Origin of the sequence: Lentzea aerocolonigenes, assembly GCF_000974445.1 — a bacterium.
GTDB classification, from domain to species: Bacteria; Actinomycetota; Actinomycetes; order Mycobacteriales; family Pseudonocardiaceae; genus Lentzea; species Lentzea aerocolonigenes.
In genome coordinates, this window is record NZ_BBOJ01000006.1 from 282,548 (window position 1) to 296,396 (window position 13,849).

Here is a 13,849-nt window from a genome sequence, read left to right on the forward strand (position 1 = left end):
CGTCCCCGGTGACGACGACGCGCAGCGCCTGCGGACCGCGGGGTCCCTCACCGGTCTCGAACTCCACCGTCTGGCCCTCGCGCAGCGCCCGGGCCGCGCCCTCGCCCTGCACCTGCGAGACGTGCACGAAGATGTCGTCGCTGCCGTCGTCGGGGGCGAGGAAGCCGAAGCCGCGCTCGAGGTCGTACCAGCGGACGGTTCCCTGCTGCACGGTGCACTCCTGGTCTAGCGGGTTGGTCGGGGGTCCAGTGTCCCAGGCGCTGTCTTTACATCCTGATCCCGACGCGCGACAGCTCCGCCGTGAGTACCTCGCCGAAGTCACCGAGTTCACGCGCCGTCACCAGCCGTTGCCCGAGTATGCGGACGTGTGGGGGCCAAAACTATGCCTGGTGGTCTGACCTGCGCCTCAGGCCGCCGCAGATTCCTACTCGTTGATCAAGCCGTGTACTCGCCGACGATGAACGACGGTCAAATGGCTGCGCGACCTCGCGGTCGACCAGTGGGACAACGGCTGTCTCACCAACTTCGCACCCGACCCGGGCGGACGCGCCGTCCAGCATCTGCCGGCCGAAATCCTGGACCAGTTCGCCGGTTCCTCCGGATGGGGCGACGCGTCGGTCATCGTGCCGTGGGAGCTGTACCTGGTCTACAACGACCTCGCCGTGCTCGCGGAGTTCCGGCCGATGATGACCCGCTGGGTCGACTTCGCCGCGGAACGCGCCCGCACCCGAAGCCACCCGAGCCGCACCGCCCAGGCGCCACACCACGAGTTCGTCTGGGACGGCGGCTTCCACTGGGGCGAGTGGTGCGAGCCGGACGTCGACGAAGAGGCCTTCCGCACCGCGGACCACGGTGCGGTGGCGACCGCGTACCTGTACCGCTCGGCATCGTTGCTGTCCAGAATCTGCGCCCTCACCGGACACCCCCACGACGCCGGCCGCTACGCACTCCTCGCGGCGAACACGCTCAACGCCTGGCACAAGGAGTTCATCGCAGACGACGGCTCGCTGATCCCGAACACCCAGGCGACGTACGTACGGGCGCTTGCTTTCGGTCTGGTTCCCGATGATCTGCGGGCGGCCACCGCGGACCGGCTCGTCGAACTGATCCGCGCTGCAGGCACCCATCTGGGCACCGGGTTCCTCGCCACGCCGTATCTCCTGCCTGTGCTCGCGGACACAGGGCACCTCGGCGTGGCCTACGAGTTGTTGTTCCAGGACACCGCGCCGTCGTGGCTGACCATGATCGACCGCGGGGCGACCACGATCTGGGAGCACTGGGACGGCCTCGACGAACACGGCACCCCGCACGCCTCGCTCAACCACTACAGCAAGGGCGCGGTTGTCTCGTTCCTGCACTGCTACACCGCGGGAATCCGGCTACGCGAGGACTCTCCGGGATACCGCCACTTCGAGGTGCGTCCGCAGCCGGGTGGCGGCCTCACGTGGGCAGAGGCCGAGCTCGACTCCGTGCACGGCCGCACCACGTCTCAGTGGCACATCACGGACGACCTGTTCCACCTGTCCGTCACGGTGCCGCCAGGAACAACCGCGACTGCAACGATGCCGGACGGGCGGAGTTTCACCGCAGGTCCCGGTACCCATGTCGACAGCTGCGGCGCCTAGCGAATTCGGGTCCAACGTCATCGTGCGCACGACCGGTTCGGACCGATACAGGACCTACCCGTGTACATGATCGTCATCAGGACGGCGTGGGTCAGTCCAGAGATGGGCACCTACCAGTGATCGCTCCCAAGAACATCGTTGACCGTCACCACATGCGCGTTCATGACCCGCCGGTGCTGAACCCGTTTGGATCGCATAGATGGCTGAAGCGCGGGTACTGCCTGACTGAAGTCGTCGCTCCGAGGAGGAAGCAGTGGCCAACCGCAAGCCCGGCAAGCTCGTGAAGGCGGCACTCGAGAAGGCGGTGGACAAGGTCACCGAGATGGTGAACCCGCCGATTCCGGGTGTCCCGAACAGCGAGCCGCCATCGCTCGAGGAGCCGACAGAGCCGCGCGGCCCGTTGCCGCCCAAGTCCGACCAGACCGGACCGCAGACGGTGTCGCCGACGGGCGCGCCGACCGGTGCGCCGCAGACCACCAAGGCCCAGCAGGGTGAGTTCCTCACGACCACGGCCGGAGCCCGGCTGTACGACACCGACCACTCGCTGAAGGCCGGTGACCGCGGCCCGACGTTGCTGCAAGATCACCACCTGCGCGAGAAGGTCATGCACTTCGATCACGAGCGCATCCCGGAGCGCGTTGTGCACGCACGCGGCTACGGCGCGCACGGCGTGTTCGTGGGCTACGGCACGGCCGCGAACGTCTGCAGGGCCGCGTTCCTGGGTGACGGCGTCGAGACACCGGTGTTCGTGCGGTTTTCGACTGTGCTGGGCTCGCGCGGATCAGCGGACACCGTGCGCGACACCCGCGGGTTCGCGACGAAGTTCTACACGCAGGAGGGCAACTTCGACCTGGTGGGCAACAACATCCCGGTCTTCTTCATCCAGGACGGGATCAAGTTCCCGGACATCATCCACGCGGGCAAGCCGCACCCGGACCGGGAGATCCCGCAGGCGCAGAGCGCGCACGACACGTTCTGGGACTTCGTGTCGACCCACACCGAAGCGACCCACCACGTCATGTGGAACATGTCCGACCGCGGTGTCCCGCGCTCCTACCGGACGATGGAGGGATTCGGCGTCCACACGTTCCGGCTGGTCAACGCGGACGGTGAGACCGCGCTCGCGAAGTTCCACTGGAAGCCGAAGCTGGGCGTGCACTCCCTGGTGTGGGAGGAGGCGCAGATGATCAACGGCTTCGACCCCGACTTCCACCGCCGCGACCTCGCCGACGCCATCGAGTCCGGCGCGTACCCGCAGTGGGAGCTCGGCCTGCAGGTCTTCCCCGACACGCCGCGGCAGACGTTCGAGGGCATCGACCTGCTCGACTCGACGAAGATCGTGCCGGAGGAGCTCGCGCCGGTGCAGCCGGTCGGGATGCTGACGCTGAACCGCAACACCACGAACTTCTTCGCCGAGACCGAGCAAGTGGCGTTCCACCTCGGCAACCTGGTGCCCGGCATCGACGTCACGGACGACCCGCTCTTCCAGGCCCGGCTGTTCTCCTACCTGGACACGCAGCTCACCAGGCTCGCCGGGCCGAACTTCAACCAGATCCCGATCAACCGCCCGCACGTTCCGGTCAACGACATGCTCCGCGACGGGTACCACCAGCACGCGGTGCACGCGGGCGTCGCGCCGTACCGGCCGAACACGCTGGACGGCGGCAACCCGTTCACCGCAGGGCCTTCGGACCGGCCGTTCGTCGAGGTGGCGCAGCCGGTGGCGAAGTCGGTGAAGGTGCGGCAGTCGCCCGCGTCGTTCGCAGACCACTACACGCAGCCGCGGCTGTTCTGGCTGAGCCTCTCGCCGGTCGAGAAGGAACACCTGGTGCGCGCGTTCACCTTCGAGCTCGGCAAGTGCTACGAGCAGGCGATCAAGGAACGGCAGCTGCGGGTGCTGGCCAACGTCGACCCGGTGCTGTGCGCTGAGGTCGCCCGCGGCCTCGGCCTGCCCGCGCCCGCCGCCACCGTGCGGCCGAAGAAGGTCATGCCCAGCTCGGCGCTGTCCCAGGTCGGGCAGACCTGGCCGACCGACGGCCGCCTGATCGGCATCGTGGTCGACCCGGCCTCGCTGGACGGTGTGCGGACCGTGCGCGAGACCATCCTCGCCGGTGGCATGGTGCCGTTGCTGATCGCCCCGACCGGCGGCCCGATCGGCGACTCCGGTCTCGTCGCCCAGCGCACGTTCCTCACCGCGCGCTCGATCGAGTTCGACGCCCTGCTGCTCGCGGGCTCCCCGCCGCCTGGCCCGGACGCGACGCCGGCCAGGGACGCGAAGGCGGGCGCGCCCGGTGAGGCGATCGACCCGCGCGTCCTGCTGATGGTCGAGGAGTGCTACCGCCACGCCAAGGCGATCGGCGCGTGGGGCAACGGCCGCCTGGCCCTCGACGCCGCTGGGATCGCCGGCGCTCCCGGGATCGTGACCATGGACGACGCGACGAAGGTGTTCACGGAGCTCATGACCCTGCTCGGCGCCCACCGGGTGTGGGACCGCTTCCCCGCGACGATCGCATGACGGGCGCACTCACCGAGGAGGAGCTGACGTTCCTGCGCTGGATGTTCGACCTGGCCCGCTCCGGCGGCACCGCGAAGCTGGCCGAGGCGGTCGACGCGGGCGTGCCGGTGAACCTCACCAACAGCGCGGGCGACACGTTGCTGATCCTCGCGGCCTACCACGACCACCCGGACACCGTCGCCGCGTTGCTGGAGCGCGGCGCGGCCACCGGGCGGGTCAACGACCGCGGGCAGACAGCGCTCGGGGCGGCGGTGTTCCGCCGTTCCGAGCGGTCCGTCCGGTTGCTGCTCGACGCGGGTGCGGACCCGGCGCTCGGGGCTCGGTCGGCGCTGGACGTGGCGCGGTTCTTCGGCCTGCCGGAGATGCTGGCGCTGCTGGAGGCGCCGGTTGCTCCGCGGGCGGGCAGCGGTCACGGCTGAGAATCGGCGCTCGGGGCGGCGGTGTTCCGCTGCCCCGAGCGGTTCGCGTGATTGCCAGTGGTGGCGGGGCTACTCCGCGGGCTGGCGGCGCCGGTCGCGGGTGAAGTTCACCGCCGACTTGCCGTCCCCCTGCGGGGTGTCGAGCCCATGTCGACCGCCTATCGGTGACGGTGTTCCCACCGTGAGAAGCGCGAGACCTCACGCTGGAGACCCGTCGCCCCCTCCTGATGTGGCACCTGCTCCAGCACATCGAACAGCGCGGGTGAATTTCGCCGGTACCGACAGGTGTTGTGCTGCCCGGCGGCACGCGCACTGGAGGTTCACCGCGGACCGCCGCACCCGACCGCGACAAATGCGCGCCAAGCATCAATGCATCGGACATTGCTGTTGGACCACGCGCAGATTCCGGCAGCAAACTCAAGGCCACGCCGCAGCTCAACGACGAGACGAGGGCCCATGAGAGGAATTTCCAGGCGCACCGCGCTCGCTCTGGCCGCCGGCGTGGCCGCTGCCCCGGCCGTGAGCACCATGAGCACCGTGACGGCGTCGGCCGCGGCAACACCGCGGCTGACGGCGTCCGGACTCAACCCGGTCGTGCGCGCCGACCTCATCACGACCGTGACGCCGAGCGGCGGCTGGCGCGTCACCGCGGTGGCCATCCGGTACGCGAACCCCGTCGACCTGCGCGGCGGCACGATCCCCCTGAGCGCGTTCAAGGTCACCGCCACCGTGCAGCGGCAGACCGCGCCGCGGACCGTGACCAGGGTCTACTCGAACACCGCTGCCGAAGTGACCGACCACGGCCGGCCGGGCAATCATCTGATCATCGAACTCGCCGCGAGCGACGTCAACGCCTCCGCCGCCGGGACCGACCCGTATCCGCTCGACCGCGCCTACGCGGTCCGGCAGGTGGCGGACCTGACGAACCCCGCGGGTGACGTTGTTCTTCCCGCGAGCCCTCTTGCGGTCCGCAACGACGGCGTGCGCAACCCCGTGGTCGACGACTTCACCGCGGGCTCGTTCGTCGACTCCGCCGGTTTCGAACTGGACTACCGGCTTTGCCAGCCGGTGGACCTCCTGCGGAACACCCGGTACCCACTGGTCGTCACGCTGCACGGCGGCGGCGAGGTCGCCGACAACAACATGACCCAGCTGACCGCCAACCGGATTGCGGTCACGTTCGCCACGCCCGGACGGCGGCGCAGGCACCCGGCGTTCGTGCTCTCGCCGCAGATCCCGTTGCCGCGCCCGATGGAGGGACCCGACGGCACGGACTGGACCGACCCTCGCGTGCAGCGGGCCACCGTCGAGCTCATCGACACGGTCACGGCCCGGTACCCGGTCGACACCGAGCGGATCTACGTCGTCGGCCTGTCCTCGGGCGGCCGTGGTGTGTTCAGCCTCTTGCCGCGGTACCCCGGCAAGTTCGCCGCGGCCGTCGCGACCGCGGGCTGGGGCGATCAGTCCACAATGGAACGGATGGTCGACGTCCCGCTGTGGGCCGATCACTCGGTGGACGACCCGACCGTGCCGTATCGCGAGGGCCGGTTCGGCAAGCCAGGCACCTGGACGCTGATGAACGCGCTGGAGGCGGCCGGCGCGAAGGTGACTCGCGGCGAGTGGGCCAACAACCTGCCGAAGGCGGAGTTCGAGGCACGGTCACGGGAACTGCTGCGCACGGCACAAGCGACCGGCAGCCACGTCATGTTCACGAGCTACTCGGCAGGGACGACGGCGGTGAACCCCCACTTCTCGTGGGCCCAGACCTACGAGAACGACGTGATCATCGAGTGGCTGTTCGCCCAGTCACGTCCCCGGCGGCGTTGACGGGCAGCGACAACAGCCTGGAGCTCAGCGACTTCCCGTGCGTGTCCAGTGCCAGCGAGGTCGTCACGCCGCCGTCGATGACCTGGTGGCACACGAAGTGCAGGGCCGCCAGGTTCGGCAGCTCGTAGCGCACCACGGGGCCGGCGACGAACTCCGCGAGATGCTCGCGGACCCGCTCGGCGGTGACCTCACGCAGCAACAGCGGAAAAAGCCGTTCGTCGTAGGGGAAAACGGACAGGGTGGCCACATTTCCCTTGTCACCGGCGCGGCAGTGGGCGAGGTCATGGAGCAACATCGGCGGTCTCCACCAGGGTGACCACGGGACGCACCAGTTCCCGCGGGATGAGGGTTGACGCGATCCCGAGCACCTCGCCGATGTGCACGCGCACCCCACCGCCGCCGGCGGGACCGTTGGTGTACAACGACTCGACCTCGTCACCGATCGCTTCGAGCACCGCGTCGTCGCGGTTGATCGCGGCCACGCGCAACCTGCAGTCCGTTTCGCCGCCGAGCACCTCGGCCCGCAACGGCAGGCCGTTCAACCGGGTGGTGACGATCTCACCGGCCAGCGCCGCCCGTGCGGCGGCGTTCGGGCCGACGTAGGAGATCTCGGCCTCGACCTTCTTCCCGGCCCGGTATCCGACGCTGACCTTGAGCCGGTCGGGCCGCGGCATCCCACGAGCGCCCGCGACGCGCACCCCTCGTGAGTGCTCGTCGACGGTCACCGCACGCACGTCGAGCACGACGTCGGGTGTTCGGTACGCGGCCGGATCGGTGATCTCGTACAGCAACTGCTCCCGCACGGTCGCGCGGGACAGCAGACCACCGGTGCCGGGCAGCTTGCCCAGTTCCGCGGTCCCGTCCGCGGCCACGTCGGCCAACGGGAAACCGAGGTTGGCCAGATCAGGCACGTCCTGGTGACCGGGATCAGCGAAGTAACCACCGGTGAGCTGGCCCGCGCACTCCAGCAGGTGCCCGACGAGGGTGCCGGCCGCGGTCGTCGCGATGTCGCCGAGGTCCCAGCCGAGCCGGTGCGCGAGCGGGGCGAGGAACAGCGACGGATCGGCGACCCGGCCGGTGATGATCACGTCCGCGCCCGCGTCCAGTGCCGGAAGGATCGCGTCCGCGCCGAGGTAGGCGTTCGCCGAGACGATCTCGCCGTGCTCGCGCAACGGGATGCCGTTCTCCCAGGCGGGTGCGTCCAGGTCGACCTCGCCGAGCACGTCGTCCCCCGTCACGACGGCGACCGCGACGCGTGCCCCGATCCGGTCCAGCAGGGCCCTGGTCACCCGGCCCGCAGCGAGCGGGTTCGCCGCGCCCATGTTCGTCAGCACTCGCACGCCGTGCTCGACCGCCAGCGGCAGCAGTCGTTCGAACCGGGCGGGCAGCCGGTGGTCGTACCCGCCGCCCGGGTCGGTGAGTCTGCGCTGCTGGGCCAGCGCGATCGTGCGCTCGCCGAGGCACTCCAGCACGAGGTCGGCGAGTCCGGCGCGGCGCAGCAGGTCCTCCGCCGGCTCGATCCGGTCACCGGCGAACCCTGCGCCACAGCCGATCCTGGTCGTCTGCATCTGGTTCCCCTAGAACGAGATCGCGCCGGTGAGCAGGGCCACGACGGTCATCACGATCGTCGTGCCGAACGCCCGTTTGAAGATGAACCGCTGGTGTGCGCCCAGATCCACGCCGCTCATGCCGACGAGGATGAAGGTGGACGCGGTCAGCGGGCTCAGTGGGAAGCCGGTCGTCATCTGCCCGAGGATCGCAGCCGTGCCGATCTCGGCCGCGCTGCCGCCGAAGGCGGACGACGTCTCCGCGAGCACCGGCAGCACGCCGAAGTAGTACGCGTCCGGCGTGAAGACCAGGCTCAGCGGCATGCTCGTGACGGCGACCGCGACCGGCAGCAGCCCGCCGGCGCCGTCCGGGATGACGGCGGCCAGGCTGCGCGCCATCGCGGGGATCATCCCGGTACCGGTGAGGATGCCGGTGAACACGCCCGCCGCGAAGATCATTGCTGTGACCAGCACGACGTTGCCGCCGTGCTTGGCGAACAACTCCTGCTGCTGAGCCCACGCCGGCCGGTTCACGATCACCGCGACCACGAAGGCGATCACGAAGGCCACTTCGAGCTTCACCAACTGCCCGAGGAGCACCACGACCAGCGCGAGCGTGAGCACCACGTTGAACCAGAAGCGGAAGCTCTCCAGCCGGGTGCGCTCGGGTGGCTCCGCGTCGTCGTCGATGTCCACCACCCCGAGCCGCTTGCGCTCGGTCCGTCCGATGAGGAACGCGGCGACGAGCACCCACACGATGCCGGCGGCCATCGCGGGAAGGGCCGGCACGAACACCTCGGAGCTGTCAAGCTTGAGCGCGGCCATGGCCCGCGCGGTCGGGCCGCCCCACGGCACCATGTTCATCACGCCCGCCCCGAGGCAGATCACCCCGGCCAGCACCAGCGGGCGCATGCCCAGCCTGCGGTAGATCGGCAGCAGCGCCGAGACGGTGATCAGGAACGTCGAGGCGCCGTCCCCGTCGAGCGCGACGAGCAGGGTCAGCACCGCCGTGCCGACCGTGATCTTGAGCGGATCCCCTTTCGCCCACCGCAACACTCGCCTCACCGCGGGGTCGAACAGGCCGACGTCGACCATCAGGCTGAAGTAGAGGACCGCGAACGTGATCATGACGGCGACCGGGGCCACCTTGATCAGCCCGTCGCCGATCAGCGTGCCCAGCCTGCCGCCGAACCCGGTCAGCAGCGCGGCCAGGATCGGCAGTGCGGTCAGCGCGATGAGCACCGACACCCGCCGGGACAGCACCGCAACCAGGAACACGGCAATCGTGATGAAGCCACCCGCGGCGAGCATCGTCGACCTCCTTCGAGTGCCCCAACCTTGCGGCGAATGCGCTATCGCCTTCAAGCATCGGATTTCGATAGATTGATGTGCTGTGCGCATGGATCTGACCGTCCAGCAGCTTCGCGTGGTCGTCGCCGTGCACGACGCCGGGAGCTTCACCGCGGCCGCGGAAGGGCTTCTCCTCGCGCAGTCGTCACTGAGCCGTTGCGTGCTGGAGGTCGAACGCAAACTCGGCGTCGCGTTGTTCGAACGCACCACACGCCGGCTGGAGCCGACCGCGGAGGGACGCGAGTTCGTCGCGATCGCACGCTCGACGCTCGCGACGTTCGACGCGAACCTCCGGCACTTCGAGGGTTTCCTGGACGGTCGGCGCGGACGGGTCCGCGTGGCCGCGCTGCCGTCACTCGCCGCGATCCTGTTGCCCTCCATCGTGTCCACGTACCAGCGGGCACGCCGGGACGTCGAACTGTCCATTGAGGACGCTCTGGCGACCGAGGTGCTCGACCTGGTGCGCACGGGTGTCGTCGACTTCGCGGTCACCGTCGTGTCCGCGGTGGCCGAGCCCACGGACGACCTCGAAGTCACCCCAGTGGCCACCGATCGGTTCTGCTGCGTCTTCCCGGCGGGCCACGCCTTCGCGCGACTCGACGAGGTGGCCTGGGCGGATCTCGCCGGCGAGGCGTTCATCGCGTTCGACCGCACGACCAGCATCCGTCAGCACCTCGACCGAGCGTTCGCCGATTCCGGCTCCCGTCCGAGAAACGCGATCGAGGCACGCAACATCAGCGCCGTGGCCGGCCTCGTCGCGGCGGGCCTGGGCGTGTCGGCCGTGCCCGGCCTGGTGCTGCCGCTGACGCAGTTCGCCGGACTGTTGCACCGGCCGCTCGGCACACCACGCACCGAGCGCCGCATCGCCATCGTCCGCGTCCCCCACCGACCGCTGTCGCCGGCCGCCGCCGCGTTCCGCACCGCGATCACCGACGCAGGCCGCCAACACCTTCCGCTACCGCCGGAAAGCACGTGGCTGCCGCAACGGCCGGGGGCGCCCGGCCGGCCGTCCTCGAAGTGATGTGAGGCTGGAGTCCTGCTCCGGAATCCACCGGCAAATCGGGCTGGGCCACGGGGCAGCGGTTCGCGCCGATCTCGGGGCCGGATCAGGCGCACGACCGGCGCGCCTCGTCGTACTGCTGTCGCGCGGGCAAGGTCGGGGACGTGCCGCGCGCCGACTACGCCGCCGCCGCGGTCGAGTTGCTCACCGGCACCGGCCACGAGGACAAGGTCTACGAGCTCGCCGGCCGACGAGGCCTGGAGCTACGCCGAGCTGGTCGAAGCCGTCGGTCGGATCTCCGGCAAACCGGTCTCCTACCAGGACGTGCCCGCCCAGCAGCAGCGCGACGTCCTGCTCGGCGCTGGTCTGCCCGAGTTCGTCGCGGACGTGCTCGTGGACAGCGATCACCGACGGCGAGCCGGCTTCCGACAGCGGCGACCTGAGCTCGCTGCTCAAGAACCAGGGCTGATCCTCGGCGTGCTGGCCATGATAATGCCGGCGTCGCGGCCAGCACGAAACAGGCGGAATCGAACACCCTGACACCAGGCTGGTAGCTCCGTGCCCGGCGATCTCCGGTGTGTCCGGTGCACGGGACGATCAGCCGCCTGCCTGGTGCGGCAGGGGCGCCGCGCGGGGCGCGAGGCCGTCGGTGGTGCGTGATCAGGCCTGGCAACCAACCACCCGCAGGGCGAGGTCGCCGTACTGGTAGGCCAGCTGGTCCACCGAGAACTCGCCGCCGTCGTGGAACCAGTTCGCGACGCCCATGCCCATGTCGAGGATCGAGTACGAGGCGAGGCGCGCCGAGCGGACGTCGAACGCGCCTTCGCTGACCCCGCGTTCGATGAGCTTGCGGAAGCCGCGCTCGTAGGTGCTGCGGCGGCGCAGGACGCGGTCGCGGTCCGGCTGGTCGAGGCTGGCGATCTCGCGGTTGCCCACGAACGCCTCGAGCTGGTGGCGGGCGTGGTAGCGGACGTGCGCCTCCACTGCGCGGCGGAGCTGGTCACCCACGCTGACCGCACTGGCGGTGGCTTCGGCGTGTGCGGCGATCAGGGCGTCCATCGTACCCAGCATGATCTCGGCGAGCAGCACCTGCTTGCCCGACACGTGTTTGTAGATGCTGGGGCCGCGGATGCCTACCGCGGCGCCGATGTCGGCCATCGTCGTCGCACGGTAGCCCTGGGTGGCGAACAGCCGCAGCGCCGCGACGCGGATCGCGGCGGCACGGTCGCCGGGCAACGCACCCGGCACGCCACCTGGTCGATGCTGTCGCTCCACCTTCATGCCGACAGGCTAGCGGACATTAGCCTCTGCTGTCTTGACAGAGCCAGAGCTGAGGACTGTTATGGCTAATGACTGTTAGCCGAGGAGGCCGGGTGCCGATCGAGTTCGAAGCCGACGAACGGGCCGCGCAGACAGCGGCACGGGTGACGGAGTTCGTCCGGGACGTCGTCGTCGCGGAAGAACAGGCGTGCGACGGCGTGCTGCACGACGGGCCGGAGCCCTTGCGGCGACGACTCCAGCAGGCGGCGCGCGACGCCGGGGTGTTCAGCCCTCACGTGTCGCCGCGGTGGGGTGGGCTCGGGCTCGACCTGCGCGGCCAGGCGGTCGTGTTCGAGGCGGCCGGGTACTCGCTGCTGGGGCCGCTGGCGCTGAACATCGCCGCGCCGGACGAGGGCAACATGCACCTGCTGGAGAAGGTGGCCACCGAAGCGCAGCAGGAGCGGTATCTCGCACCACTGGCCGCGGGCGACGTGCGGTCGTGCTTCGCGATGACCGAGCCGACGGGCGCCGGGTCAGATCCCAGGGCGCTCACCACCACCGCGACCCGGATTCCCGGTGGGTGGCGGATCGACGGCCGCAAGTGGTTCATCAGCGGGGCCGACGGTGCGGCGTTCACGATCTGCATGGCACGCACCAGCGGCGCGCCCGGCGACGCAGGCGGAGCGACGATGTTCCTGGTTGGCGCGGACAACCCGGGCATGAAGATCGTCCGCAACATCAGGACCCTCGACGAAGGCCTGTTCGGCGGGCACAGCGAGGTGCTCTTCGACGGCTGCGAGGTCTCCGACGACGCGGTGCTCGGCGAACCGGATCGCGGTTTCGACTACGCCCAGGTGCGGCTCGGGCCCGCCCGGCTCACGCACTGCATGCGGTGGCTCGGCATCGCGGTGCGGGCACAGGAAATCGCACTCGACCGCGCCGCCACGCGATCCGCCTTCGGCAAGCCGCTCGACCAGCTCGGCATGGTCCAGCAACTCATCGCCGACTCGGAGATCGACATCGCGGCGGCGCGGGCACTGCTGTGGCAGGCGTGCTGGGAGCTCGACCAGGGCCGCACGGGTGCGCAGCAGACGTCCATCGCCAAGACGTTCGTCGCCGAGGCCGTGCACCGCGTAGTCGACCGGGCGGTGCAGATCTGCGGCGCGCTGGGGATCTCCGCGGACGCCCCGCTCTCCCGGCTGTACCGGGAGGTCCGGCCGTTCCGCATCTACGACGGCCCGTCCGAGACGCACCGGTGGGCGATCGCCCGGCGCGCCTCGAAGGCCAGGGCCGCCGTGCGATGACCGTCGCCGGACTCGACACCGCGGCCGTGCAACGGTTCTTCACACGGGAGGTCGGCAGCGGTCCCGTCCGGATCGAGCTCCTGCACGGCGGCCGGTCCAACCTGACCTACGCCGTGACCGACAGGACCCGCCGCTGGGTGCTGCGCCGCCCGCCCCTGGGACCGCTCACGCCCACGGCGCACGACGTCGGGCGCGAGTACCGCGTCATGGCCGCGCTCGGCCCCACGGACGTCCCGGTCCCGCGCACCGTGGTCTCCTGCACCGACCGGGACGTGATCGGCGTGCCGTTCACCGTCGTCGAGCACGTGGACGGACTGGTGGTGCGCGACGGCACCACTTTGTCCACAGAGGACGCCCGCCGGTGTGCCGAGGCGCTCGTCGACGAGCTGGTCACGCTGCACGCGGTCGACCCCGTGGAGGTCGGGCTCGGCGATTTCGGCCGTCCCCACGGGTTTCTCGGAAGGCAGGTGACTCGCTGGCGCGGGCAGTGGGACCGGGTCGCCACCCGTGACTCCACCGCGGTGGAGGACCTGCACGCCCGGCTCGTCAAGGCGCTGCCGGAGCAGAGCGGTGCCGCACTCGTGCACGGCGACTACCGCTGGGACAACACGATCCTCGCTCCCGGCGATCCCGGCCGGATCGCGGCGATCGTCGACTGGGAGATGGCGGCGCTCGGCGATCCGCTCACTGATCTCGGCCTGCTGCTCCTCTACTGGGACCCGATCGTGACGCCGGCGCTGGGCGTCCGGCACGTCCCCAGCGACAACAAGGGTTTTCCGCCCGCCGACGACCTCGCCGAGCGGTACGCCCGGCGGTCCGGCCGGGACCTGACCGGGATCCGGTTCCACCGCGCGCTGGCGTGTTTCAAGCTCGCCGTCATCGCCGAGGGCATCCACGCCCGACATCTCGCCGGACGGACCGTCGGCACCGGCTTCGGCACCGTCGGCTCGGCCGTGCCCGACCTGCTCGCCACGGGTCTCGACCTGCTCGCCTAGGAGGATC

General features: G+C 70.1%; 12 protein-coding genes and 1 pseudogene. 7 read left to right on the forward strand and 6 right to left on the reverse strand.

The window, feature by feature from the left end:
* Positions 1-16 precede the first annotated feature (16 nt).
* A pseudogene (locus tag AOM45_RS52860) lies at positions 17-211 on the reverse strand (cold-shock protein); the annotation flags it as partial.
* Positions 212-476: 265 nt separating this feature from the next.
* On the opposite strand from AOM45_RS52860, the gene AOM45_RS14180 reads away from it, so the two are divergent.
* From AOM45_RS14180 to AOM45_RS14195, 4 genes are all read left to right on the forward strand, one after another.
* Positions 477-1,625 carry an alpha-L-rhamnosidase-related protein gene (locus AOM45_RS14180; protein WP_236703544.1) on the forward strand — a complete coding sequence of 383 codons (1,149 nt, stop codon included), beginning with the start codon at positions 477-479 and terminating at the stop codon, positions 1,623-1,625.
* A gap of 253 nt (positions 1,626-1,878) precedes the next feature.
* The gene (locus AOM45_RS14185) at positions 1,879-4,140 is read left to right on the forward strand and encodes a catalase (protein WP_030471382.1); all 2,262 of its coding nucleotides are present in this window, start codon (positions 1,879-1,881) and stop codon (positions 4,138-4,140) included.
* Positions 4,137-4,559 carry an ankyrin repeat domain-containing protein gene (locus AOM45_RS14190; RefSeq protein ID WP_051784338.1) on the forward strand — a complete coding sequence of 141 codons (423 nt, stop codon included), beginning with the start codon at positions 4,137-4,139 and terminating at the stop codon, positions 4,557-4,559. The genes AOM45_RS14185 and AOM45_RS14190 overlap by 4 nt, the downstream gene beginning before the upstream one ends.
* 456 nt (positions 4,560-5,015) lie before the next feature.
* Positions 5,016-6,386 carry an alpha/beta hydrolase-fold protein gene (locus tag AOM45_RS14195; RefSeq protein WP_030471384.1) on the forward strand — a complete coding sequence of 457 codons (1,371 nt, stop codon included), beginning with the start codon at positions 5,016-5,018 and terminating at the stop codon, positions 6,384-6,386.
* On the opposite strand, the gene AOM45_RS14200 is transcribed toward AOM45_RS14195, so the two are convergent.
* The 3 genes from AOM45_RS14200 to AOM45_RS14210 are packed head-to-tail and all read right to left on the reverse strand — an operon-like array spanning position 6,343 to position 9,244.
* Positions 6,343-6,681, reverse strand: a complete 339-nt coding sequence (locus AOM45_RS14200) for an AtuA-related protein (protein ID WP_030471385.1) — start codon at positions 6,679-6,681, stop codon at positions 6,343-6,345. The genes AOM45_RS14195 and AOM45_RS14200 overlap by 44 nt on opposite strands.
* On the reverse strand, positions 6,668-7,954 hold the full coding sequence (locus tag AOM45_RS14205) for an acyclic terpene utilization AtuA family protein (protein WP_030471386.1): 1,287 nt from the start codon (positions 7,952-7,954) through the stop codon (positions 6,668-6,670). Before AOM45_RS14205 ends, AOM45_RS14200 begins: the two co-directional genes overlap by 14 nt.
* Before the next feature lie 9 nt (positions 7,955-7,963).
* A complete protein-coding gene (locus AOM45_RS14210) occupies positions 7,964-9,244 on the reverse strand; it encodes a CitMHS family transporter (protein WP_030471387.1) in 1,281 nt (426 codons plus the stop codon).
* Positions 9,245-9,332: 88 nt separating this feature from the next.
* Between AOM45_RS14210 and AOM45_RS14215 the strand changes: the two genes are divergently transcribed.
* Entirely contained in the window at positions 9,333-10,304 is a 972-nt protein-coding gene (locus AOM45_RS14215) for a LysR family transcriptional regulator (protein WP_174517900.1), read from the forward strand.
* Between the two features lie 183 nt (positions 10,305-10,487).
* Here the strand turns inward: AOM45_RS14215 and AOM45_RS50865 are convergent, their stop codons facing one another.
* The gene (locus AOM45_RS50865; protein ID WP_156094208.1) at positions 10,488-10,739 is read right to left on the reverse strand and encodes a hypothetical protein; all 252 of its coding nucleotides are present in this window, start codon (positions 10,737-10,739) and stop codon (positions 10,488-10,490) included.
* 204 nt (positions 10,740-10,943) lie between these two features.
* On the reverse strand, positions 10,944-11,564 hold the full coding sequence (locus tag AOM45_RS14220) for a TetR/AcrR family transcriptional regulator (RefSeq protein ID WP_030471389.1): 621 nt from the start codon (positions 11,562-11,564) through the stop codon (positions 10,944-10,946).
* 92 nt (positions 11,565-11,656) lie between these two features.
* On the opposite strand from AOM45_RS14220, the gene AOM45_RS14225 reads away from it, so the two are divergent.
* Together AOM45_RS14225 and AOM45_RS14230 are read left to right on the forward strand one after the other, a co-directional pair.
* Positions 11,657-12,847, forward strand: coding sequence for an acyl-CoA dehydrogenase family protein (locus AOM45_RS14225; RefSeq protein ID WP_030471390.1), 1,191 nt, complete (start codon positions 11,657-11,659; stop codon positions 12,845-12,847).
* Positions 12,844-13,842: a phosphotransferase family protein gene (locus tag AOM45_RS14230; protein WP_030471391.1), complete on the forward strand. Its 999-nt coding sequence runs from the start codon at positions 12,844-12,846 to the stop codon at positions 13,840-13,842. The genes AOM45_RS14225 and AOM45_RS14230 overlap by 4 nt, the downstream gene beginning before the upstream one ends.
* Positions 13,843-13,849 lie beyond the last annotated feature (7 nt).

Excerpts from the sequence above, each read along its gene's own strand:
- AOM45_RS14190 (WP_051784338.1), top strand. The coding sequence starts at position 4,137 with ATGACGGGCGCACTCACCGAGGAGGAGCTGACGTTCCTGCGCTGGATG.
- AOM45_RS14195 (WP_030471384.1), top strand. The coding sequence starts at position 5,016 with ATGAGAGGAATTTCCAGGCGCACCGCGCTCGCTCTGGCCGCCGGCGTG.
- AOM45_RS14200 (WP_030471385.1), bottom strand. The coding sequence starts at position 6,681 with ATGTTGCTCCATGACCTCGCCCACTGCCGCGCCGGTGACAAGGGAAAT.
- AOM45_RS14205 (WP_030471386.1), bottom strand. The coding sequence starts at position 7,954 with ATGCAGACGACCAGGATCGGCTGTGGCGCAGGGTTCGCCGGTGACCGG.
- AOM45_RS14210 (WP_030471387.1), bottom strand. The coding sequence starts at position 9,244 with ATGCTCGCCGCGGGTGGCTTCATCACGATTGCCGTGTTCCTGGTTGCG.
- AOM45_RS14215 (WP_174517900.1), top strand. The coding sequence starts at position 9,333 with ATGGATCTGACCGTCCAGCAGCTTCGCGTGGTCGTCGCCGTGCACGAC.
- AOM45_RS14220 (WP_030471389.1), bottom strand. The coding sequence starts at position 11,564 with ATGAAGGTGGAGCGACAGCATCGACCAGGTGGCGTGCCGGGTGCGTTG.
- AOM45_RS14230 (WP_030471391.1), top strand. The coding sequence starts at position 12,844 with ATGACCGTCGCCGGACTCGACACCGCGGCCGTGCAACGGTTCTTCACA.